This window comes from Pseudoalteromonas distincta, from assembly GCF_000814675.1.
GTDB classification, from domain to species: domain Bacteria; phylum Pseudomonadota; class Gammaproteobacteria; order Enterobacterales; family Alteromonadaceae; genus Pseudoalteromonas; species Pseudoalteromonas distincta.
Genome location: NZ_JWIG01000025.1, coordinates 139,300 through 161,109, shown reverse-complemented (window position 1 = coordinate 161,109; position 21,810 = coordinate 139,300). Strand labels below are relative to the sequence as shown.

20 protein-coding genes and 10 tRNA genes are annotated in these 21,810 nt (G+C 39.6%); 17 read left to right on the top strand and 13 right to left on the bottom strand.

Annotated elements, in window-relative coordinates; genetic code table 11:
• Nucleotides 1-8 precede the first annotated feature (8 nt).
• The 11 genes from QT16_RS16315 to hemA form a co-directional block, all read right to left on the bottom strand.
• Entirely contained in the window at nucleotides 9-377 is a 369-nt protein-coding gene (locus QT16_RS16315) for a DUF423 domain-containing protein (protein ID WP_039489365.1), read from the bottom strand.
• A 19-nt stretch (nucleotides 378-396) separates the two neighbouring features.
• A complete protein-coding gene (locus QT16_RS16310; RefSeq protein WP_039489362.1) occupies nucleotides 397-1,032 on the bottom strand; it encodes an alpha/beta family hydrolase in 636 nt (211 codons plus the stop codon).
• 2 nt (nucleotides 1,033-1,034) lie between these two features.
• On the bottom strand, nucleotides 1,035-1,937 hold the full coding sequence (locus QT16_RS16305; protein ID WP_002958561.1) for a transcriptional regulator GcvA: 903 nt from the start codon (nucleotides 1,935-1,937) through the stop codon (nucleotides 1,035-1,037).
• A 121-nt stretch (nucleotides 1,938-2,058) separates the two neighbouring features.
• Nucleotides 2,059-2,913 (bottom strand): 3-deoxy-8-phosphooctulonate synthase, encoded by an 855-nt coding sequence (gene kdsA, locus QT16_RS16300; protein ID WP_002958560.1) that lies wholly within the window; start codon nucleotides 2,911-2,913, stop codon nucleotides 2,059-2,061.
• 9 nt (nucleotides 2,914-2,922) lie between these two features.
• Nucleotides 2,923-4,176 (bottom strand): DUF819 family protein, encoded by a 1,254-nt coding sequence (locus tag QT16_RS16295; protein ID WP_024595290.1) that lies wholly within the window; start codon nucleotides 4,174-4,176, stop codon nucleotides 2,923-2,925.
• Nucleotides 4,177-4,190: 14 nt separating this feature from the next.
• Nucleotides 4,191-5,018 carry a tetratricopeptide repeat protein gene (locus QT16_RS16290; RefSeq protein WP_039489358.1) on the bottom strand — a complete coding sequence of 276 codons (828 nt, stop codon included), beginning with the start codon at nucleotides 5,016-5,018 and terminating at the stop codon, nucleotides 4,191-4,193.
• Between the two features lie 150 nt (nucleotides 5,019-5,168).
• Complete coding sequence (locus QT16_RS16285) at nucleotides 5,169-5,543, bottom strand: SirB2 family protein (protein ID WP_002958557.1); 375 nt, start codon at nucleotides 5,541-5,543, stop codon at nucleotides 5,169-5,171.
• Between the two features lie 29 nt (nucleotides 5,544-5,572).
• The gene (locus QT16_RS16280) at nucleotides 5,573-7,117 is read right to left on the bottom strand and encodes a response regulator (RefSeq protein ID WP_188085202.1); all 1,545 of its coding nucleotides are present in this window, start codon (nucleotides 7,115-7,117) and stop codon (nucleotides 5,573-5,575) included.
• Between the two features lie 54 nt (nucleotides 7,118-7,171).
• A complete protein-coding gene (gene prmC / locus QT16_RS16275) occupies nucleotides 7,172-8,011 on the bottom strand; it encodes a peptide chain release factor N(5)-glutamine methyltransferase (RefSeq protein ID WP_039489356.1) in 840 nt (279 codons plus the stop codon).
• A 2-nt stretch (nucleotides 8,012-8,013) separates the two neighbouring features.
• Entirely contained in the window at nucleotides 8,014-9,099 is a 1,086-nt protein-coding gene (gene prfA / locus QT16_RS16270; RefSeq protein ID WP_002958554.1) for a peptide chain release factor 1, read from the bottom strand.
• Between the two features lie 7 nt (nucleotides 9,100-9,106).
• A complete protein-coding gene (gene hemA / locus QT16_RS16265; protein ID WP_175413900.1) occupies nucleotides 9,107-10,363 on the bottom strand; it encodes a glutamyl-tRNA reductase in 1,257 nt (418 codons plus the stop codon).
• A gap of 83 nt (nucleotides 10,364-10,446) precedes the next feature.
• Between hemA and lolB the strand changes: the two genes are divergently transcribed.
• The 16 genes from lolB to QT16_RS16185 all read left to right on the top strand — a co-directional run bounded on the left by lolB (nucleotide 10,447) and on the right by QT16_RS16185 (nucleotide 17,129).
• The gene (gene lolB / locus QT16_RS16260) at nucleotides 10,447-11,034 is read left to right on the top strand and encodes a lipoprotein insertase outer membrane protein LolB (protein WP_033020640.1); all 588 of its coding nucleotides are present in this window, start codon (nucleotides 10,447-10,449) and stop codon (nucleotides 11,032-11,034) included.
• Between the two features lie 2 nt (nucleotides 11,035-11,036).
• Entirely contained in the window at nucleotides 11,037-11,894 is an 858-nt protein-coding gene (gene ispE, locus QT16_RS16255) for a 4-(cytidine 5'-diphospho)-2-C-methyl-D-erythritol kinase (RefSeq protein ID WP_039489352.1), read from the top strand.
• Nucleotides 11,895-11,982: 88 nt separating this feature from the next.
• Nucleotides 11,983-12,930: a ribose-phosphate pyrophosphokinase gene (locus QT16_RS16250; RefSeq protein WP_002958550.1), complete on the top strand. Its 948-nt coding sequence runs from the start codon at nucleotides 11,983-11,985 to the stop codon at nucleotides 12,928-12,930.
• A gap of 149 nt (nucleotides 12,931-13,079) precedes the next feature.
• Complete coding sequence (locus QT16_RS16245; protein WP_002958549.1) at nucleotides 13,080-13,691, top strand: 50S ribosomal protein L25/general stress protein Ctc; 612 nt, start codon at nucleotides 13,080-13,082, stop codon at nucleotides 13,689-13,691.
• Nucleotides 13,692-13,710: 19 nt separating this feature from the next.
• Nucleotides 13,711-14,295 (top strand): aminoacyl-tRNA hydrolase, encoded by a 585-nt coding sequence (gene pth, locus QT16_RS16240; protein ID WP_002958548.1) that lies wholly within the window; start codon nucleotides 13,711-13,713, stop codon nucleotides 14,293-14,295.
• Between the two features lie 53 nt (nucleotides 14,296-14,348).
• Complete coding sequence (gene ychF, locus QT16_RS16235) at nucleotides 14,349-15,440, top strand: redox-regulated ATPase YchF (protein ID WP_002958547.1); 1,092 nt, start codon at nucleotides 14,349-14,351, stop codon at nucleotides 15,438-15,440.
• A 455-nt stretch (nucleotides 15,441-15,895) separates the two neighbouring features.
• Nucleotides 15,896-15,972, top strand: a tRNA-Met gene (locus QT16_RS16230).
• Between the two features lie 46 nt (nucleotides 15,973-16,018).
• Nucleotides 16,019-16,103: transfer RNA gene (locus QT16_RS16225), tRNA-Leu, on the top strand.
• A gap of 39 nt (nucleotides 16,104-16,142) precedes the next feature.
• A tRNA-Gln gene (locus tag QT16_RS16220) sits at nucleotides 16,143-16,217 on the top strand.
• A gap of 5 nt (nucleotides 16,218-16,222) precedes the next feature.
• Nucleotides 16,223-16,299 (top strand) — tRNA-Met (locus tag QT16_RS16215).
• An 89-nt stretch (nucleotides 16,300-16,388) separates the two neighbouring features.
• Nucleotides 16,389-16,473: transfer RNA gene (locus QT16_RS16210), tRNA-Leu, on the top strand.
• 40 nt (nucleotides 16,474-16,513) lie between these two features.
• A tRNA-Gln gene (locus tag QT16_RS16205) sits at nucleotides 16,514-16,588 on the top strand.
• A gap of 71 nt (nucleotides 16,589-16,659) precedes the next feature.
• Nucleotides 16,660-16,744: transfer RNA gene (locus tag QT16_RS16200), tRNA-Leu, on the top strand.
• Between the two features lie 39 nt (nucleotides 16,745-16,783).
• Nucleotides 16,784-16,858 (top strand) — tRNA-Gln (locus QT16_RS16195).
• 71 nt (nucleotides 16,859-16,929) lie between these two features.
• Nucleotides 16,930-17,014 (top strand) — tRNA-Leu (locus QT16_RS16190).
• Nucleotides 17,015-17,054: 40 nt separating this feature from the next.
• A tRNA-Gln gene (locus QT16_RS16185) sits at nucleotides 17,055-17,129 on the top strand.
• Nucleotides 17,130-17,170: 41 nt separating this feature from the next.
• Here QT16_RS16185 and QT16_RS16180 read toward each other — a convergent pair.
• On the bottom strand, nucleotides 17,171-18,754 hold the full coding sequence (locus QT16_RS16180; protein ID WP_039489349.1) for a putative bifunctional diguanylate cyclase/phosphodiesterase: 1,584 nt from the start codon (nucleotides 18,752-18,754) through the stop codon (nucleotides 17,171-17,173).
• A gap of 155 nt (nucleotides 18,755-18,909) precedes the next feature.
• Nucleotides 18,910-20,079: an FAD-dependent monooxygenase gene (locus tag QT16_RS16175; protein ID WP_226929045.1), complete on the bottom strand. Its 1,170-nt coding sequence runs from the start codon at nucleotides 20,077-20,079 to the stop codon at nucleotides 18,910-18,912.
• 256 nt (nucleotides 20,080-20,335) lie between these two features.
• Here QT16_RS16175 and miaB point away from each other — a divergent pair, with 256 nt between their 5' ends.
• Nucleotides 20,336-21,784: a tRNA (N6-isopentenyl adenosine(37)-C2)-methylthiotransferase MiaB gene (gene miaB, locus QT16_RS16170; protein ID WP_002958544.1), complete on the top strand. Its 1,449-nt coding sequence runs from the start codon at nucleotides 20,336-20,338 to the stop codon at nucleotides 21,782-21,784.
• The last annotated feature ends 26 nt before the right edge of the window (nucleotides 21,785-21,810 follow it).

Sequence of the window (21,810 nt, the reverse complement as noted above, 5' to 3'; positions counted from 1 at the left end):
TAAACTCTTTAAAACTTAAATCGTGCAACTTGCACTAAAATAACAATCCAACCAATAATAAAGCACAACCCACCAAGCGGTGTTATAGGCCCAAGCCACTTCATTCCTGTTAGAGCGAGTAAATATAAACTACCACTAAAAAGTAGTGTGCCCATTATAAAAAAGCCACCAGCCCAACTCAGGTTTATGCCCCATTTAATTAAAATAGCCACCGCAATAAGTGTAAGTCCATGTACCATTTGATACTCAGCAGCCGTTTTAAAAACGCCTAATGAATACTCCGATAAGCGGCTTTTTAAACCATGGGCAGCAAATGCACCTAACATCACCGAAAGCATACAAAAAATACTACCGGTCATTAAAAATAATTTAATCATCTAACCCCCTGCTCGAGTCTTAACGCATCTCAATTTGTTGCTTAATAAATTCAACGGCACTTAACGCTGCTGTTTCTCTATTTTGCAGTTCAGTTACGCCACTTTTTTTACGTGGTTTTAATGAGTGATCGCCATCACTCAGCCAAGTAAACAAAGGCTGCTTTGGCATTTTCATAGTAAGAAGTTCTTCACGTGTACCAAATGTATCTCGCTCGCCCTGTAATACTAAAAAAGGGCAAACAATATCAGCAAAATGATCGGTGCGTAATTTTTCTGGCTTACCCGGCGGATGAAATGGATAACCAAATGCTATAACACCTGAAAGGCTTTGCTCTGAACTACATGCAAGCATTGATGCCATGCGACCGCCCATCGATTTACCACCTATAAACAACGGTAAATCTGGCTGCGCATTCGTTAGCACTCGTTCATAATAAATAAGTAACTTTTGTGCTCGCTCAGGAGGCCTGCGTTTATTAGTTTGTTTAGCGATTTGCATATATTCAAAATCAAATAAACCAACATCAACACCCTGCTCGCTTATTAATTTTGCCATGTGCTGCATAAAGTCAGAATCGCTACCAGCACCTGCGCCATGTGCAAATATAAACTGTGCTATTGCAGGTTGCTCCATGCTTTTAAACCATTCAATCATTATTAATACTCATGTTCTTGCTCATGCTCTACTAAGCTCAGCATCCACTCTTTAAACGAAACTATTTTACCAAGCTCTGTTTGCGACTCACGAAGCACTAAGTAATACGCATTTTTACTCTCTAGGCTATGATTAAACGGAATTACCAAACGCCCTGCGTCTATGTCGGGTTTAGCTAATACACTATTGCCAATTGCCACACCTTGTCCATGTACCGCTGCTTGTAACACCATAGAGGAGTGGCTAAATATAGGCCCTTGATTTACCTGGATGTTACGCACGCCTGCGGTTTTCATCCACGTTTTCCAGTTTTTACGTGTAGTGTCGTGTAATAGTGTGTGATGCGCTAAATCACTAGGTTGATCAAGCGGCTTTAATCCGCTTAATAACATAGGACTACAAAGTGGTACTAAATATTCGGTATGAAGCTTGTACGCTTGTACGCCATTCCAATGACCCCTTCCATAATAAATAGCAATATCTACGTCATCAGTGAGTGAGTTTTCATCTTGGTCTTGTGCTTTTATTCGCACATCTATCTCTGGATGTAACTCATTAAACAAACTCAAACGAGGCACTAACCACTGAATAGCAAAACTAGGGGTTAGGCTTACCGTTAGTGAGCCCTTAGCGCCACGAGCTAATAGCTTTTCAGTTGCATCAATAAGCTGAGTAAAAATCTCTTTAATATCTAAAAAATAGCCTTGGCCTTCTTCAGTTAATAATAAAGAGCGATTTTTACGTAAAAACAACTTCAGCCCTAAATGCTCTTCAAGTGTTTTTATTTGATGACTTACTGCCGCCTGCGTTACATAAAGCTCTTCTGCAGCTTTTGTAAAACTTAAATGGCGTGCAGCCGCTTCAAAGGCTTTTAATGCGTTTAATGGAGGTACCCGTCTTGACATAATAACCAAGCTTAGAATTAGTTTTTCTTATGCGTGAGATTATATACATCATATAAGTTTGTGTATATTAAAGGCATAAAAAAAGCGACCTGAGTCGCTTTTTAATAAACATCATGCTTAATTATAAATCGCTTGCACTTGTATCAAGTGGGGCAAAGCTTTTAATTAAATCATCAACCGCTTTCATTTGCGTTAAGTACCCTTCTAACTTACTAAGCGCTAGCGCACATGGGCCATCACATTTAGCTTCGTTAGGATTTGGATGCGCCTCAATAAATAAACCTGCAATACCTAGCGCCATGCCACTTCGAGCAAGCTCTGCAGCTTGTGCACGACGACCATCAGCAGAGTCAGCTCGTCCACCAGGGCGTTGTAACGCATGTGTTGCATCAAAAATAACAGGTGCCATTGCCTTCATGTCATCCATACCCAGCATATCAACCACAAGGTTGTTGTAACCAAAGCTAGAACCACGCTCACAAAGAGCTACGTTGTTATTACCAGCTTCATTAAATTTAGTAATGATATGACGCATTTCATGTGGCGCTAAAAACTGTGGTTTTTTCACATTAATAATTGCACCTGTTTTAGCCATCGCCACAACTAAATCTGTTTGACGCGCTAAAAAAGCAGGTAACTGAATTACATCAACAACTTCTGCAACAGGTGCAGCTTGATGCGGTTCATGTACGTCAGTAATTAGTGGAATTTTAAACGTGTTTTTAATTTCTTCGAATATTTTTAAACCTTCTTCCATACCTGGACCACGATACGAATTGATTGAAGAGCGATTAGCTTTATCAAATGAGGCCTTAAATACATAAGGAATATTTAGTTTCGTCGTAACTTCTACGTAATGCTCTGCAACACGCATAGCTAAATCACGAGATTCTAATACGTTAATACCACCAAACAACACAAACGGTTTGTTGTTTGCAAGTTCAATTTCATTAATTTTAATAATTTGGTCTTTCATTTAAATTCCTTACGGTGCAACTGCTTGCATCATTAATCCACAAATATAAGCCATATACGTACCCACACCATAGCCCAGTACAGCTAACAGAACACCAACAGGCGCTAATGACGGATGAAACGCTGATGCTACAACAGGTGCAGACGCTGCACCGCCCACATTAGCCTGAGAACCCACAGCCATATAAAATAACGGTGCTTTAATCAGTTTAGCCACAATTAACATAATGCTTGCATGCACTAACATCCAAATTGCGCCCACTAAAAATAGCCCGGGGTTATTGAAAATAGCGGTTACATTCATGTGTAAACCAATCGATGCAACCAAAATATATAAAAAGCTAGAAGCTACTTTTGAAGCGCCAAACGCTTCTATTTGCCTCACTTTAGTAAACGATAAGCCTATACCAATCGTTGTTGATATAACAATTAGCCAAAAGAATTTACTGTTTAAGCTGTATTCTTTTGCCCATTCATAAGTAGTGCCAAAGTACGGCCCCAAAAAGTCAGCGCAAAAGTGTGCTAAGCCAGTTATACCAAATGCAATTGCAATCAGCGTCATGTAATCATTAAGAGTTGGGATGCGTGCATGTTCTGCGTGATATTCTTCCACACGCTTTTTCAAATCTTCAATTGCGCTTGTATCAGCACCCGTCGCTGCATCAATTTTCTTATGATTTGCTGCCATTAACAATAAAACAGCCATCCAAATATTAGCGACAATTACATCGACTGTAATCATTACTGAGAATATATCACCACCAACTTCAAACATTTCTTTCATTGATGCTTGGTTAGCACCGCCGCCAATCCAGCTACCTGCAACAGTTGTCATACCGCGCCATACGGCATCTGGGCCATGCCCACCAACAATACTTGGGTCAAATGCGCTCACTACTAAAATAGCTAATGGCCCACCAATAACAATGCCTAAAGTACCCACTAAAAACATAATAAGTGCTTTAGGGCCTAAGTTAATAATCGCTTTTAAATCAATACTAATGGTAAGTAGTATCAAACAGGCAGGTAGTAAGTAGCGCGAAGCCACATAATAAACATTAGATTTATTACCATCTACAATACCAAAGGTATTTAATAACGATGGTAAAAAGTAACACAGTAATAAAGCAGGTACGTATTTATAAAATCGTTTTAAAGCTGGACGCTCACTGTTTGAGGTTTTAAAAATAAACCCCAAAATAATAGCAAGCAAACCAAGCACAACGGCATCATTTGTAATTAATGCGCTTTGAGTTTCAACCATAATTATTCCTATTCTTAATGGTGCGTTTTATTATTATCTTCTAGCTCTTCTATTTGGTGTTGAATAATCTCTATTGCAGGATCGTCCGGACACTCATCTACAAAAAACTGTAAATCATCACGTGCCATTTTAGGGCAACCGAGCTGATTTAATAAGTAACCTCTGTCGCGTCTCTCATACGGGTCGTCGCCTATTAACTCCATTAGCATCTCTACACAGGTTAAAGCATGACCAAATTTATTTTCGCTAATGAAAGACCATTTTTGCTGAGCTAAAAATAACTTATATACTTCGTCATCAAAAATCAGTTCGAGTGGCTCTTGCTCTTGACCATCATCTTCATCTGCGTTTTCAGGGATAATATACCAACTTTGTTGTCCACTACTTGGCTCTATTATGTAGCCTTCTTCATCACTAATCGCCACATGTACGCCAACATCACCTTGGGTAAGACTAAGGTTCGCGTCACAGTTAGCTTGTTGTAAAAAATGACAAAGTATAATTGCCAGTATTGTAGGTGAACCACTGCGCATAGAAAGCGTATAGCTTAATGTATTTAATTTATATTCAGGCACTTTTAAACCTGATGCACTAAATAGCCAATCACTGTAAAACATATCTAATAATTTTTCGAGGCGATCGTGCTCATCACTCACTTTTAAACACAGCGCTGAAATTTGCTGTTCAAAGTCAGTTAAAGTTTCATAACATGGTGTTAAATCTATCTGAGGGTCCCACTTTGACTCTGCTTTAATACAGCGGTAAATCGCTGGAGGTGTAAATTCATCGTAAGCATCATCAAGATAAGATTCATCGTGTTCGTCAAACCCGAGGGTAGTCATTAATACTGCAACATTTTAGAAAACGAAGGCGTAGTTTACCTAACTTTAAAGCTATATACCAATATAGAGGTGTATTTGAATATTTTCTGAGAGGGGGGTTGTATTTGAGCTTTACAAAACAACTATAAAGCTCAAATAGTCAGGTATTACTTAAAGCAAAAAAGCTGATTTAGACGTCGCTAAATAACCTATCGCTAAAATAACAGCAGTGTTAACTAAAACGTAAGCAACTTTAGCCGCCATTTTAGTTTGTCGGGCGCTTTTAGCCCCAATACCAATGTATATAACCACTAAAACTATTTTTTCTAATAGCCAATATTGTTCAAACGGATTAATTTTAGCCATAAATATAAGCGTAAGTGCAGACACTAATAACAAAGTATCTATACTGTGACTACCAATCATTATCGCTTTATTTTTTGCTAATTTACCACTGCCCATTCGCGAAAAAGCGCGAACATAAAATAATATTACACTTAACATCGCAATTGCCATGTGCGAGTGCTTTACTGCTAAATAATCCATATGCCCCTGTACTTCTGTTTTATAAAAATCTAATCAGGAAAACGGCTAAGAACCGCCTCTAACTCATCAAGCTTTTCGTTAAATACTTCAACCATTTTTGGTTCAAAATGTGTGCCTTTTTGAGCATTAATTTCATCAACCACATTTTGTAATGTCCAAGGCTCTTTATAACACCGTTTATGGCGAAGTGCATCGTATACATCAGCAAGTGCGACTATACGGCCAAATACATTAATTGCGTTTCCGCTTAGACCTTGTGGGTAACCAGACCCATCCCATTTTTCATGATGCTCTTTTGCAATAATTGCACCTGTACTCACAATTTCATGGGGAGAGTCTTTTAAAATAGTATAGCCTTTATCAGTATGGGTTTTCATTACTTCCCATTCTTGAGGTTCTAACTTTGCTGGTTTGTTTAAAATCGCATCAGGAATGCCCACTTTACCTACATCATGAAGAGGCGACGCCAACCTTACTAAATCTGCATCATGTTTAGATAAACCATAGCCCTCAGCTAAAATATGACAAATATGTGCTACACGTTTAACATGATTACCTGTCTCGGTTGATCGCTGCTCAACTGCTTCACTTAACCTATAAACAAGCTCTTGTTGTGTCGCTTCTATTTCAGACTGAAGCTGCACATTTTCAAAGGCAAGTTGCACATTTTGAGAAAATATTTTGATTAAATGACGCTGAGTATCCGTTAAATCCTTTGGGACACCTGATATGAACAGCATTGAGTTATGATTGTACTCACTACTGCAGTACGCAAATAAGTAATTATCTTTATAAATAATACTTTTATCATTAAGCGCCTGATGACACGCACTTAACTGCTCAGCTTGTAATACCTCATCAAGCTCTTTACCTTCACTTTTTTCAAAATCGCCAGTGCCAGAGCAAACTATTAGCTTTTTATTTATTTCATGTTCTGGGTTTTGTGCAACTAAAGTGGTGGCATACATAGCTTGATCAGCAATACCCAATAAAGATGTTAATTGCTGCATAACGCCTTCAATAAAGTGCTCTATTGAATGCGCAGAAAAAATATCACGAGACGCTATAATTATTTTCTCAAGCCCTTCGCGTGACTGCTCAATCGAAATAATATCCCGATACGAGCGTAGGCTCGACATAATAACAGTAAATAATTTTTGAGCCGTTAGCTCAGTTTTCGATTTGTAATCGTTAATATCATAATTAATAATGACTTGGCGTTCAGGTGCCTGGCCAGGTTGGCCCGTTCTTAAAATAATCCGTATATGATTATTTTTAGCTTCTTCACGAATAAACTTAGCAACCTGCAAACCAGCGTCGTCGGTTTCCATTACCACATCAAGTAGCACAATAGCGGCATCTGGATGCTCCTTTATGAGCTCTTTCGCTTCAGCACCTGAGTAGGCACTAATAAACTCTAAGCGTTTATTTTGAAACTCAAAATCACTCAGTGCTAGTTTTGTAACAGCATGAACTTCAGGTTCATCATCAACGATTAATACTTTCCAGGTACCGTGTTCAATCTCATCGATTGTTTCTTCTGGTTCATCTGAAAATAAAAAATCACCCATCATAGTCGAAATTCCTTCATGGCATTATTTAACGCACTAGTAGGCAATTATTATTCTCTAGGGCCACAGTGCAAGTGTTACACGGTCATTGTTACCAAGGTCTTTCACTGTTTTAATATTAATAAACGCCATTTTTTCAAAGAAATGACGAACAGCTTCACCTTGCTCAAAACCGTGTTCTATTAAAAGATAGCCATTAGATGACAAATAGTCACGTGATTGTGTAATTATTTGTTTAATATCAGACATTCCGCAATCATCAGCCACTAATGCCGATAAAGGCTCAAAGCGCACATCACCCTGATTTAAATGTATATCGCTACTTTCTATATAAGGAGGGTTAGTGACAATTAAATTGAATTTTTCGCCATGCAACTCACTAAACCAGTTACTTTGTTTAGCATGTACATTATTAATCGCTAATCGCTGCTGGTTACGTGTAGCAAGTGCAACTGCATCGCTTACTCTATCTACTGCCGTAATTTGCCAATTAGGCATTTCACTACCCAGTGCCAACGCTATTGCACCAGTACCTGTGCCTAAATCCAGCACCTTTGCTGTAGCGGGTAGCGCTATTTCAAGTGCTTGCTCGACTAATGTTTCAGTATCTGGTCGAGGTATTAGGGTCGTTGCGTTAACTTCAAGCGATAAGCTCCAAAATTCACGCAGCCCAGTTATATGGGCTACGGGCTCACCTTTTAAACGTCTTTGGATAAATACATTAAATTGCGATTGCTGCTCATCACTAAGCGCATGTTCTGGCCAAGTAAAAAGGTAACTGCGAGGTTTTTGAAGTATATGAAGAAGTAAAACTTGTGCATCTAATTTAGCACTTTCGCTGCTAAGTGCTAATAAGTCAGCACCTGCAGCAATTGCTTGTTCAAGAGTGTGAGCCACAACTACTCGTCGCCCATGGCCGCAAGTAAGTCAGCTTGATGCTCTTGCATTAATGGGTCAATAATCGCACTTAAATCACCGGCTACCACTTCGTTTAAACGATAAAGTGTTAAGTTAATACGGTGATCGGTAATACGACCTTGCGGGTAGTTATAAGTACGAATACGCTCAGAACGATCGCCACTACCTACCAAGTCACGACGTTCAGAAGCTTCTGCCGCATGGCGTTTTTCATCTTCAGCCTGTTGCAAACGTGCTGCAAGTACTGACATCGCTTTAGCACGGTTTTTATGCTGCGAACGCTGATCCTGACACTCAACCACAACACCGGTAGGTATATGCGTAAGTCGAATAGCAGAATCAGTTTTATTTACGTGCTGACCACCTGCGCCTGATGCACGAAATGTATCAACTTTTAAATCTGCGGTATTAATTTGTATCGCTTCAGCTTCTGGTACTTCTGCCATAACCGCAACAGTACACGCTGAGGTATGAACACGACCTTGTGATTCAGTCTCTGGTACACGTTGTACGCGGTGTACGCCTGATTCAAACTTTAATTGACCGTAAACGCCTTCGCCACTGATATTTGCAATAACTTCTTTGTAACCGCCATGCTCACCTTCATTGGTGCTTACAACTTCTACTTTCCATTTTTTATTTTCTGCGTAGCGGCTGTACATACGAAATAAGTCACCAGCAAAAATAGCAGCTTCATCCCCGCCCGTCCCTGCTCGTACTTCAACAAACACGTTGTTGTTATCTCGCGGATCTTTTGGCAACATTAATACTTGAATTTGATCTTCAATCACTAGTATTTGTGCTTTTGCTTCTTTATATTCTTCTTGCGCCATTTCACGCATTTCAGGGTCAGAATCTTTAAGCATTTCTTCTGCACTGGCTAAATCGTCTTGCGTTTCTTTATAGTTTAAAAACGTTTTTACAATCTCTTCAAGCTCAGAATACTCTTTTGAAAGCGCACGAAAACGGTTTTGATCACTAATGACCGACGGGTCGCTTAGCAGCGCTTGTACTTCTTCGTAACGCTCTACTAAGGTTTCTAATTTATTATAAACAGACTCTTTCATTTAACGGTTATTCCTGATCAATACCTAACATTTTTTTCAACTGGTTTAGCTGCGCCACTTCACCTTTTTTCGCTGCATCTTGTATTGCACGGGTAGGCGCGTGCATTAAGCGATTGGTTAATTTATTGGCGAGCTCTAATATAATTTTTTCTGCATCTTTACCTGTATTGAGCTGACTAACAGCACGCTCTACAAGTTCAGACTTAATTGTTTGTACATCGTTTCGATAATGGCGGATTAAATCTACCGAATCGAGTGAACGCATCCACATTGCAAATTCTTTGGTGCGTTCAGTAATAATTATTTGCGCTTGCTGTGCAGCTTGCTCGCGCGCTGCCATATTCTCGCTTACAATGGTTTGTAAGTCATCAACGGAATATAAATAGGCAGCATCTAGCTCCCCAACTTGGCTTTCTATATCACGCGGAACCGCTATATCTATAAATAGCATAGGTTTGTGACGTCGCTGCTTTAGCGCCTGCTCAACCACCCCTTTACCAATAATAGGCAAAGTGCTGGCTGTAGAACTAATCACTATATCGGCTTTATGCAAACGCTCAGGCAATTGCGCCAAAGCAATCACATCTGCCGACACTTCGTCAGCTAAGTTACGAGCTCGCTCAATAGTTCTATTTGCAACAGTGATATTTTGAGGCTCATTTTGATATAAATGTTTAGCAACCAATTCAATGGTTTCACCTGCGCCAATTAATAACACATTGGTCTTATCAAGCTTGCCATAAATATGCTTTGCCAAGTTAACTGCAGCAAACGCTACCGATACCGCACTTGCGCCAATATCGGTTTCAGTTCTAACTTGTTTCGCTACCGAAAATGTTTTTTGAAACAACCTATCAAACGTAACACCTACTGCATCGTGGTTTTTAGCACTAAAAAACGATTGCTTTATTTGCCCCAGAATTTGCGGTTCGCCCAACACTAAAGAATCCAACCCACACGCCACGCGCATTAAGTGATTAATAGCATCGTTATCTTCGTAACAATAAATGTTTTTGCTCAGTTCATGTTCATCCAAACCATGGAAACTGGCAAGCCAGCTCAACAGTGTTTGGGAATTTTGCTGAGCGAGGCTACAATAGATCTCGGTTCGATTGCAGGTAGACACAATAACCGCTTCATTAAAGTCGGCATGGCCACTTAATTGTTGCAACGCCTCTGAAATTTGCTCAGGCGAAAAAGCCACTTTTTCACGTAATTCTACGGATGCGGTTTTGTGATTTATACCTAGTGCTATTATGGTCATATTTGCCAAATATTGCTGAGCCCTACTTCAAAGGCGGTAATTTTACCAAAAATCAGCGGAATATGGAAAGTAAGGAACAACATTTGATTCGACAATATTTGATTTTATTCATGTTTTTTTTGTTTTTAGGTGGCTGTGCTCATCAAATTGATACAAAAACAACACTTTATGATGATTGGAAACCACGTTTAGCTGCTCAAAAAACTTGGCAAGTAGAAGGTAAACTAGCATTTATTAGCCCTGAAGAGCGTCAATCTGCAAACTTAAATTGGCAGCAAACAACAAATTCCAATAATTTAATACTGACTACTTTTATTGGTACTCGTATTTTGTCGCTTAAACAAACAGCTAACGGTGCTGAATTAGAGTTTGACGGTGAACAATACTTTGATACTAACGCTGCAGAGCTTTTAAAACGATTAACGGGTTTTACACTACCGGTTGATAATGCCGATAACTGGCTTAAAGGCACTATTGACGATGAAAGTTTAATTGTTGATGAGCTTGGGCGTGCAAAGCAAGTATTATGGTTTGATAATACAGGCAAAAAATGGCAAATAGATTATGGCACTTATGTACAAAACGCAGGTTACTGGTTACCTACTAAACTGACGTTAAAGCACCAACAAATAAAAATTAAAATTCAACTATACGATTGGCAGTTTAAATAAGTATGAATAACAAAACCTCTTTTTCACTTATTGCTCCGGCAAAACTCAATTTATTTTTACATATTAATGCTCGCCGAGAAGATGGCTATCATGAACTTGAAACCTTATTTACTTTTTTAAATTTTGGTGATGAGCTGCATTTTGAGTTAACAACAGATGGGAGTATTTCTGTCGATGGTGATACTAAAGACATCCCTCTAAATGATAATCTCATCTATAAAGCGGCTTTATTATTACAAACACACTGTAAAAGCTCTTTGGGTGTAAAAATAAATTTAATTAAGCGCTTGCCGATGGGGGGCGGTGTTGGAGGAGGTTCATCTGACGCAGCGAGTACTTTATTAGCCCTAAATAAGTTATGGAAATTGGCACTAAATTTAGAAACACTAGCTCAATTAGGGCTCAAGTTAGGGGCAGATGTTCCGGTGTTCATACAAGGTCAAAGCGCCATAGCGCACGGTATTGGTGAAAAACTACACCACGTAACACTTGAACAAAAATGGTACTGCGTTGTACACCCTAACCAACATGTAAGTACCGCAAAAATATTTACACATCCAGATTTAAAACGCGACACACCAAAAATAATAGGCGACTGGAAACACCATACTTTGACCAACGATTGTGAGCCTTTAGTTAAAAAGCTTTGCCCCGAGGTTGAAAAAACCCTCCAGTGGTTGCTAAAATACGCCCCGTCGAAGATGACCGGAACAGGTTCATGTTGTTTTGTCGAATTTGCTAGTCAAGTTCAAGCACAAGATGTACTTGAAAATCTCCCCCATACTTGGCAGGGTTTTGTGGCTTCAAGCGCAAATGTCTCACCTGCTCAAACGGAGTTAACCGCCATATTCGATCAATGAAGTAACGTACAAGTAATCATAAGTTAACCCGCAGTGATATTTATCATTGCCCGTTAGTCCAAATATTCAGTGCCTGAGGAACCCTACCGTGCCTGACATGAAGCTCTTCGCTGGTAACGCAACACCTGAGTTAGCTCAAAAAGTTGCAAAACGTTTATATATTGAATTAGGCGATGCTGTTGTTGGCCGTTTTAGCGACGGTGAGATCAGTGTTCAAATAAATGAAAATGTTCGTGGCTCGGACGTTTTTATCTTGCAATCAACCTGTGCCCCTACAAACGATAACCTTATGGAACTTATCGTTATGGTTGATGCTCTACGTCGTGCATCTGCAGGTCGTATTACTGCCGTCATTCCTTATTTTGGTTATGCGCGCCAAGACCGTCGTGTACGTTCTGCTCGTGTTCCAATTACCGCTAAAGTTGTTGCAGATTTCTTATCAAGTGTTGGTGTTGACCGTGTTCTTACGGTTGATTTACACGCTGAACAAATCCAAGGCTTCTTTGATGTACCTGTAGATAACGTATTTGGCAGCCCTGTATTACTTGAAGATATGAAAGAACGCGACTTTGAAGACGTCGTTGTTGTATCTCCAGATATTGGTGGTGTTGTACGTGCTCGTGCAATTGCAAAACTACTAAACGATACCGATTTAGCAATCATTGATAAACGTCGCCCTCAAGCAAATGTTTCTCAAGTAATGCACATTATTGGTGACGTTGAAGGTCGTGATTGTATTATCGTAGATGATATGATTGATACCGGTGGTACATTGTGCAAAGCCGCAGAAGCACTTAAAGAACATGGCGCTAAGCGTGTATTTGCATACGCAACGCACCCTATCCTTTCAGGTAAAGCAGCCGAAAACTTACGTGACTCAATGATTGATGAAGTAATTGTAACTGACTCAATTCCGCTATCTGATGAGCTTAAAGCCCTTGATAAAGTTAAGGTACTTACGCTTGCTGACATGTTAGCAGAGACTATTCGTCGTATTAGTAACGAAGAATCTATCTCAGCGATGTTTGAACACTAAAATTAAACATTCCTGAATATAAAAGCGCCTTTTGGCGCTTTTTTTGTAAGCGATGTTTATTTTATCTGGGCGTGGTGGTATGATAGCGCGCCTTTTGGCTAGGGACCTTGGTCGCAAAGGCCCTACACATTTAAATAACTGGAGACATCATGTCTAACAAAACTTATACGTATAACGCTGAACTTCGCGTAGAAACTGGTACTGGTGCGAGCCGCCGCCTACGTCGCGAAGACAAAGTTCCTGCAATCCTTTACGGAGCTGATAAAGAAGCTTTATCTCTTACTTTTGCTCATAAAGATATGATCAAAGCTCAAGAAGACGAAGGTTTCTACACGCATATCCTTACGCTTAACGTTGATGGCGAAGCTGTTGAAGTAATCTTAAAAGATATCCAACGTCACCCATTCAAGCCTAAGCTTACTCACCTTGATTTCCAACGTGTAGATGCTACTCATAAATTTCAAACTAAAGTTCCTCTACACTTCATCGGTGAAGAGATTGTAACTAAAGCTGGCGCAACTGTTGTTCACCAGTTAACTGAAGTTGAAATTACGTGTCTTCCAAAAGCACTTCCAGAATTCATTGAAGTAGATGTTTCTAAGTTTGTTGTTGGCGATTCAGTTCATATCTCTGACCTAACTTTCCCTAAAGGCGTTAGCTCTGTAGATTTAGCTAAAGGCGAAGGCCATGATCAGTCTATCCTGACTATCAAAGCAAACAAAGCAGCTCCAGTTGAAGACGACGCTGCAGCAGCAGAATAATATTTAAGGTCTCGCAACCTTGAATTCTATTCAAATGCTTGTGGGCCTGGCTAATCCAGGCCCCGAATACGCAAACACACGCCACAATGCAGGTGCTTGGTTCATCGAGCAAATCGCTGCACGCTATAACTGCACTCTAAAACACGATCCTAAATATCACGGCCTTACAGGCAAAGTGATCATTCAAGGCCAAGAATTCAAATTATTGATCCCCACTACTTACATGAATTTAAGTGGTAAAGCGGTCAGTAGTTTAGCTAATTTTTTCAAAATCCCTGTCGAGGACATTTTAGTTGCCCATGACGAATTGGATTTAGACCCAGGCGTTGCCAAATTAAAAAAAGGTGGCGGGCATGGCGGTCATAATGGTTTAAAAGACATTATTGCAAAAATGGCAAATCAAAAAGACTTTATGCGCTTGCGCATTGGTGTAGGTCATCCGGGGCATCGTGAAATGGTAACTGGTTGGGTGCTTGGAAAAGCGGCCAAAGAAGACCAAGAAAAAATGGATGCTGCTGTTGATGAAGCAGTTCGTTGCATGGAAATACTTGCAAAAGATGGTGTGTTAAAAGCACAAAACAGACTACATTCGTTTAAACCCTAGTAACTTGGGTCCAAGTACACCGTTTAAACGAATTCTAAACAAGGTATCTTACTATGGGTTTTAAATGTGGCATCGTTGGCTTGCCTAACGTAGGTAAATCAACGCTTTTCAATGCACTAACTAAAGCGGGTATTGAAGCCGCTAACTTTCCTTTTTGTACCATTGAGCCTAATACAGGTGTGGTACCTGTGCCAGATCCTCGTCTAGACGAACTTGCTAAAATTGTTAATCCTCAACGAGTTCTTACCACTAGTATGGAATTTGTAGACATTGCTGGCTTGGTAAAGGGCGCATCTAAAGGTGAAGGCCTTGGTAACCAGTTTTTAGCTAACATTCGTGAAACCGATGCAATTGGCCACGTAGTTCGCTGTTTTGAAGATGAAAACATCATTCACGTAGCAGGCACTATTGACCCTGCTGACGATATTGACGTAATCAACACTGAGTTAGTACTTGCTGATATGGATAGCGCTGAAAAAGCCCTTTTCCGTAACGCAAAAAAAGCAAAAGGTGGTGATAAAGACGCCAAAGAGCAAAATGCCGTACTTGAAAAAGTAAAAGTGCATCTTGATGAAGGCTTAACTTTACGCGCTTTAGCATTAACTAAAGAAGAAAAAGCAGCAATCAGCTCTATCAACTTCTTAACTATTAAACCAACTATGTATATTGCAAACGTTGCTGAAGATGGTTTTGAAAATAATCCATACCTTGACCGTGTACGCGCTATTGCTGCAGCAGAAGATGCGATTGTCGTTCCTGTATGTGCTGCTATCGAATCTGAGCTTTCAGAATTAGATGACGAAGACAAGCTTGAGTTTATGGCTGATCTTGGCTTAGAAGAGCCCGGCCTTAATCTTGTTATTCGTGGTGGTTATGAATTACTACAATTACAAACTTATTTCACTGCGGGTGTTAAAGAAGTGCGTGCATGGACAATCCCTGTAGGTGCAACAGCGCCACAAGCAGCGGGTAAAATCCATACCGACTTCGAGCGTGGCTTTATTCGTGCGCAAACGATTGCTTTTGACGACTTTGTTGCCTTTAAAGGTGAAAGCGGCGCAAAAGAAGCAGGTAAGATGCGTCAAGAAGGTAAAGAGTACATTGTTAAAGACGGCGATGTAATGAACTTCTTGTTCAACGTATAAGTCAAATGAAACCAAATTAGTATTGGTAATAATTTTAAAGGCTCGTTTTTACGAGCCTTTTTTGTACCTCCAACGTTATAAACTTATAAAATTGATATAGCCCCAACCTAAATACCTACGTTTAATCTAAAAATACACCCTAAGCAGAAGATCAAACCTCAAAAATAAGTACCTCTTAAACAAATTAATGTTAAGATTTAACCAGAGCGTAATAATTTGTTGAATAATCAAACAGCTTCAAACGATTGGTTTTTGCTTTTTTTATTTAGCGACAAATTTTGTATGTGAATTGCACTCAAAAAATCATCATTTTTATTAAAATTTAGCCGCTTAGCTTAATTTTCCTGCAAACAAACACAGTTAAGTGTTTTTTTGCAAAAAAGGTGTTGACGAATTTGGGTCATATCAGCATAATACGCCCCGCACTCAGCGATGAAGTGCTAACAAAAAAAGATGGCTAAGTAGCTCAGCTGGTTAGAGCACATCACTCATAATGATGGGGTCACAGGTTCAAATCCCGTCTTAGCCACCATATTTTTTTGTTGCTCAATGAAGAGTTTAAAATAACTACCTTGTGTGCGGGAGTGGCGGAATTGGTAGACGCGCTGGATTTAGGTTCCAGTATCTTAGGATGTGAGAGTTCAAGTCTCTCCTTCCGCACCATAATTCTCGATAAGAATTAAAACTATCAATTGTTATTGTTGGGATATCGCCAAGCGGTAAGGCACCAGGTTTTGATCCTGGCATTCCCAGGTTCAAATCCTGGTATCCCAGCCAACAATGGCTAAGTAGCTCAGCTGGTTAGAGCACATCACTCATAATGATGGGGTCACAGGTTCAAATCCCGTCTTAGCCACCATTTCTTTTTTTAGAAGTGGCTCTGCAAGAGTTAAATTGCACTCAATGAAGAGTCTAAAATAACTACCTGTGTTTTATAACACAAACGATGCGGGAGTGGCGGAATTGGTAGACGCGCTGGATTTAGGTTCCAGTAACTTCGGTTGTGAGAGTTCAAGTCTCTCTTTCCGCACCATGTTCTTGATACGAACTAAAAATATCAATTAATTCTTTGTTGGGATATCGCCAAGCGGTAAGGCACCAGGTTTTGATCCTGGCATTCCCAGGTTCAAATCCTGGTATCCCAGCCAACTTCTTCTACCAAGGAAAGTTGAATAAAAGAATAACTCTTGCTTAGAGTTTAAATGAGCAAATTAATGATGCGGGAGTGGCGGAATTGGTAGACGCGCTGGATTTAGGTTCCAGTATCTTAGGATGTGAGAGTTCAAGTCTCTCCTTCCGCACCATGTTCTGATAAGAACTAAAATTATAAAAGAATTCTTTGTTGGGATATCGCCAAGCGGTAAGGCACCAGGTTTTGATCCTGGCATTCCCAGGTTCAAATCCTGGTATCCCAGCCAACTTCTTCTACCAAGGAAAGTTGAATAAAAGAATTACTCTAGCTTAGAGGTTAAATGAGCACATTAGTGATGCGGGAGTGGCGGAATTGGTAGACGCGCTGGATTTAGGTTCCAGTATCTTAGGATGTGAGAGTTCAAGTCTCTCCTTCCGCACCATGTTCTTATTAAGAACTAAAATTAATATCAAATTTATAGTTGGGATATCGCCAAGCGGTAAGGCACCAGGTTTTGATCCTGGCATTCCCAGGTTCAAATCCTGGTATCCCAGCCAATTTGACTTCCTTCTCTAAAACTTCTCAATATTCATTAAATTCAGCTTACTTTTTCTGTACTTAAATATACATTTATAAATTCGTCTATATTTATTGGTCTGCTATATAAATACCCTTGTAAATAATCACAGTTCATACTCAATAGCGCTTGCTCTACTTTTTTGGTTTCTATTCCTTCAGCTACTACATCGCAATTTAATCGGCTCGCCAAAAACAACGTAGATTCTACAATAGCGTAATCAGGCGGATTAATAAGCATGTCTTTGATAAACGATTGATCTATTTTTATCTGGTTTATGGGCAACTCCCTTAATAACGACAGTGACGAAAACCCCGTACCAAAATCATCAACACTAAATTTAAATCCACGCATACTTAACTGCTGCATCATTTTTCTTGCTGCGGGTATGTTTGTCATCATTGCCCCTTCTGTAATTTCAAATATTAGTGAATCACTTAAAGTCGGGTCAGTAGTAAGTAAGCTAATTATAAATTCGTAAAACTCGCTGCTTTCAATATCTTTTGTTGATAAGTTGACATGAATAGTACCGGTGAACCCAAAGAGTTTAAGTTTTCTAATATGGTTAACTGCTTCTTGTACAACCCATTTCGATAAAACAAAAATGAGCCCTGTACGCTCAGCTACACTTATAAACTTTTCAGGGCTAATAAAGCTACCATCAGCTTGCGGCCATCGGATCAGCGCTTCTAAGCCATGCAATTGAATATCTTTGGAGTCCATTATTGGTTGTAAATAAAGCTCGAACTCCCCTTTGTGTAACGCGGCTTTAATTTTGACTGATAAATCAAAAAAGTCCTCTGCTCGTTTACCTATTTCAGATGAGTAATTTACTAAAGGTTGAAATGTCTTTTTTGCTTCATGCAGTGCCAAGTTGGCTTTTTTTAGTAACTGGTCGGGTAATCGGCTATCATCAGGAAAACGGCTTACGCCTATGCTTAATTGTATTTTAACCATTTGCTCATGCGTACAAAACGGAGCTTTGACGGCTGAGTTTATAATATTTACACAGTGAGCCATGCTTTCATCAGTATCGGTATTCAGTAAAAACGCAAACTCATCCCCGCCTATTCGATATAACTTAGCAATGCCACATAGCTCTTTGCTTAACTTATTAGCAAAAGCAGCCAGTAGCTGATCACCACATTGATGACCAAACGCATCATTAATTTGTTTAAAATTATTTAAATCAATATAAAATAATGCAAATGAAGAAGGGTAATCGACTTGTTTACTCAAGGATTTAAAAAAGTTATTGCGGTTGGGTAAGGTTGTTAAGTTATCGTGCTCAGTTTGATATTTTTGATACTGCGTTGCTTGCTCTATTTTAAGGATGCTTTTTAAACTCAGTTTGACAACTAAGAAAACAAACCCTGCACCACCAAATAATATTGTGGCAACTGCATTTCTTATTATTGGTGCCGTATCGTAATTTGAAAAGTAATAAAGTATCCACCAATACCCTAAAATAAAACAGACAATAGCGCATAACAGTACACTCCACGCTCTTTGCGATGTTTTTTTACAAACTTTAAAGGTTGTTTTTAAGCTAGCAACTAGCAGTAGCGCACCTAAAATAATTATTACTGAAAAAAAATTATCCACACATAGGCTCTTTAAAATTATTAAATTGCGGTTTAGTGATATAACCCTAGTCAAATTAAAATTTTATTTAATATAACTGGGTCACTATTTGTTCACTTAAAAAACAGACATAAAAAAAGGCTCATAAATGAGCCTTTTTAATCTCTACTTTAAATTTAGCCTAAATCACCGCTAATTGCGTATTTTAAAACCCAGTTTTTTATAGGGCCTGTATTATTAGCCATTTTTAAAAACTGGCTACGTGCCCATTTAAGTGGCGCAACTTGGTTAGAAAAGCCAAAGTAACAGGCATCCATCATGCTCATCATTAATAAATTAGCTTTACGGCGAGCTCGCTCGTATTCTTTAAGTTTTAGTGGGCAACCTATATCTCCTGCTTTGTATAAAACCTCAGCAAGTGCCACTACGTCCTGAAAACCTAAATTAACGCCCTGCCCTGCAAGGGGATTTATTGTATGAGCTGCATCGCCTACTAAAACTAAGCGCCCTTGTGAATAGTTGTTAGCATGTTGGCGAGTAAGCGGAAATATTGCATGAGTCTGTACTTCAAAGTCTCCAGCAAGTTCAGGAAATTTATTAAGTATGTGCATTTTTAGCTCAGCTGGGTTTAGCCCTTTAAATGCTTGCAGTGTATTTGCATCGTCGTACCAAATTAAATTAGCGTATGGTGCCTGCATTGGCAAAAATGCGAGTGGCCCACTTGGCGTAAACTGCTGCCATGTTTTAATTTGTTGCGGCGCATCGAGTTTAATTAATACCCCCATGCAATGTTGCTGATACTGCCAGCCGGTAATTCCTATATTAGCTTTAGCACGCAGCTGCGATTGTCCGCCATCGGCTGCAATCACTAAATCAGCGGTATAGGTTTGAGCTCCATACACAAGCGTAATTAAATCATCCGTTTGCTCTATTTTAGTAATAGGTGTGGCTTGCTCAATAACCTCAATTTTATAATGATCAAATTGCTGCCATAAACTTGCTTGAATTAAACTATTTTCAATTAAGTGGCCTAAATGCGTGGTGTTTATATCGGCGCAGTCAAACAATAAATTATCACCACCGCGCTCAAATGCCTCTAATTGCTGATAAGGCGCTATGCGGTTTTGCCTTAAAAGCGGCATTGCTCCTAATTCATCAAGTAAATTTTCTGAAAAACGATTAATAGCCGACACTCTAATATCAACCTTATCACTACTAAGAATCTGTGATGGGTCTATTAGGTGTTTTTCGATTATGCGTACGCCAAAGCCCTGTTGAGCAAGCTTTATCGCCATAGCCGCGCCAACCATGCCACCACCAACTACTATCACATTATTTTTAGTCATGTTTTTCATCATTTTATTATTACTTGAGTCTGTTTTGATTGTATCAAAATTAATTTGTTTTATACCAGAGGATATCCCTAACTGCTGATTAAACTCGCCTCGTATTGATTTGAGATCACAAACATGAAAACTATACTTGGATCTGGACGGGTATCCAGCTAAAATACGCCTCCTTTAAGTGAGCATGCTTGCTCCTTAATCCTGTTTCAAGCACATTTTTGTGCCACTATCGAATTGAACACGAGGCTATATTTCAATGAGCAAAAAGCTGCATATTAAAACCTGGGGTTGTCAGATGAACGAATACGACTCTCAGAAAATGGCTGAACTTTTAGATGCCACCAACGGCTACCAGCTAACTGAAGATGCAACAGATGCCGACGTAATCTTACTTAACACCTGTTCAATTCGTGAAAAAGCACAAGAAAAAGTATTTCACCAATTAGGTCGCTGGAAGTTATTAAAAGACGACAAGCCAGATTTAATCATTGGTGTAGGTGGTTGTGTTGCCTCACAAGAAGGTGACTCTATTCGCCAACGTGCGCCATTTGTAGATGTTATTTTTGGTCCGCAAACGCTACACCGTTTACCAGAAATGATTAAACAAGTGCAAGGCGACAAAGGCTCATCGGTTGTTGATATTTCATTCCCAGAGATTGAAAAATTTGACCGCCTGCCAGAGCCAAAAGCAGATGGCCCATCTGCTTTCGTATCAATTATGGAAGGCTGTTCTAAGTACTGTACTTTTTGTGTTGTACCTTATACTCGCGGTGAAGAAGTTAGTCGCCCAGTAGATGACGTACTACTTGAAGTTGCACAACTTGCAGAGCAAGGCGTACGTGAAGTAAATCTTTTAGGTCAAAACGTAAATGCATACCGCGGCGATACGCATGATGGCGAAATTTGTTACTTCTCTGATTTAATTCGTCTTATAGCAGCTATTGATGGTATTGACCGTATTCGTTACACCACATCGCACCCGGTAGAATTTACCCCAGATATAATCGACGTTTACGCCGATGTACCAGAGCTTGTAGATCACTTACATTTACCAGTACAAAGTGGTTCAGACCGTATATTAAACCTAATGAAACGTGGCCATACGGCAATTGAATACAAATCGACAATTCGTAAGTTACGTAAAATTCGTCCTAACTTAAGCATGTCGTCAGATTTCATTATTGGTTTCCCAGGCGAAAGCAAAGAAGACTTTGAAGCAACCATGAAGCTTATTAGCGACATAGGTTTTGATATGAGCTTTAGCTTTATTTACAGCGCACGCCCAGGTACGCCAGCGGCAGATTTGCCGGATGACGTAACAGAGCAAGAGAAAAAAGAACGCTTATACTTACTACAAAACCGTATTACACAAATGGCGCAGCAAATTAGTCGTCAAATGTTCGATACAGAGCAACGTATACTTGTTGAAGGTCCTTCTAAGAAGAACCCTATGGAATTACGTGGCCGTACCGAAAACAACCGTGTAGTAAACTTTGTTGGCCCGCACACAGTGATCGGACAGTTTGTTGATGTACGTATTACCGAAGCACTACCTAACTCTTTACGTGGTGACTTAATTCGTACAGAATCAGAAATGAATTTACGACGTGAAGTCGCTCCTTCAGCTATTTTAACTAAAGCTGCAGCTGCAGAGCCAAAACCAGACACTGTTAACGAAATTGGCGTAGCTACTTTCGTTCCTTAGTCACACAATTAGCGCCAGTTAACGCT